At 46.0% G+C, this 1,375-nt stretch carries 2 protein-coding genes; one reads left to right on the forward strand and one right to left on the reverse strand.

Annotated elements, in window-relative coordinates; all coding sequences use genetic code 11:
• Window positions 1-9 precede the first annotated feature (9 nt).
• The gene (locus tag IQ270_RS30280; RefSeq protein WP_193976783.1) at window positions 10-621 is read right to left on the reverse strand and encodes a hypothetical protein; all 612 of its coding nucleotides are present in this window, start codon (window positions 619-621) and stop codon (window positions 10-12) included.
• Window positions 622-1,166: 545 nt separating this feature from the next.
• Between IQ270_RS30280 and IQ270_RS30285 the strand changes: the two genes are divergently transcribed.
• The coding region (locus IQ270_RS30285) for an NFACT family protein (RefSeq protein ID WP_193976784.1) at window positions 1,167-1,375 on the forward strand (209 nt) is incomplete at its 3' end.

A 1,375-nucleotide genomic window follows, 5' to 3' on the forward strand; every position in this document is an offset into this window, starting at 1 on the left:
CAGTAGAAATTATAAATTGTGGGTAGAACCCGCCCCTACAAACCGCCACAAAGCCAATCCGCCGCCCCTTCCCCTGGCAGCAATTACCTCATCATCTACCAGAAAATATGCAAAAAAAGCCTGCTTCCCCACACTCAAACTCAAAAAATCCGCCTCCCGCGATTCACCGCCGCCAATAAATCCTTGATACACAGTTTTACCCAACAATTTCACAGTAATTCTGGTAAAATCAAAAGCTAAAATATTCTTATTTACCAAAAACTTAGTCGGCCCGGAAAGAGTGAGTTCGATCGCCCCCACTTGCACCGAATTCTCCACCTTACCAGTTTCGATATCCGCTGCCGCACCAGCAACAGGTTCCGCCGAATAAGCAATTTGAATTTTCGCTACCCACTCAGGGATGTAACGTCCAGCACCCAACACAATCCCCGCTTTTTCTCTAGTTTTTTTTGTGCCGGTGATCAAGCACAGTTGCCACTTGCCAGTTAATTGCTCGAAAGCATAGCAATTTTTATTTTTTCTCGCGTCTTTCTCGGCTTCGAGAAGGGCTGCAACTACGGCAGCAGGAGATGGTTTAGTATTTGATACAGCGGCTTGTTTGAGAACAGATATGTTTGACATATAATTAACAGTAACATAAATTTACTAGGCTCGCTCCAAAATATTTGGCAACCAACTTTCTGGCCTGTTCTGTCAAAAAGCTATATTGATTGTAGGGCAGCCATCTTGCCTGCCTCCGCTCCGGCTTGTTTGAGAACAGATATATTTGACATTGAGAAATGAGAATCAAATAACTTGCAATCTTTATTGTTCTTGTGGGATGGGCGGGAGAACCCGTCCCACAAGCTTGTCTAAATTATTCAACTCACGATCCTTAACTAACAATAACAGGAATTTAGTAGGCTCGCTCTAAAATATTTGGCAACAGGCTTTCCGACCTGTTATGTCAAAAAAAAAAGAGATTTATTGTGGGACAGGCATCTCGCCTGCGTGCAATCCGGCTTGTTCCACCAGCAGAAAAGAGATTGATTGTGAGACACAGTCTGGGGCCTCCATTTGATACATTTTGTCCAATCGGGTTTCAAAAATTAGATAATATCGGTTAAATACGACCGATATCTGTAACTATAGAAGTACATAGTTCGATCGACCGCAAAGAGGCCACCGTGCAACCCGTAGACTTTACAACTTTAACCGCCACTTGCAGCGAACTGCGAGCCAAATGGCTGCCAGCGCGCTTAGAACAAGTCTACCAGCGCGATCGATTTACCGTCTCCCTAGCCCTGCGTACCATGAAGGGGCGCCGGTGGATAGACCTTTCCTCCCATCCAGCCGCCGCCCGCATCTGCGTCGGCGACTCCCCCCCCGAATTCCC

This window comes from Microcoleus sp. LEGE 07076 (genome assembly GCF_015207455.1).
In the GTDB taxonomy this organism is placed as follows: Bacteria; Cyanobacteriota; Cyanobacteriia; order Cyanobacteriales; family Microcoleaceae; genus Microcoleus.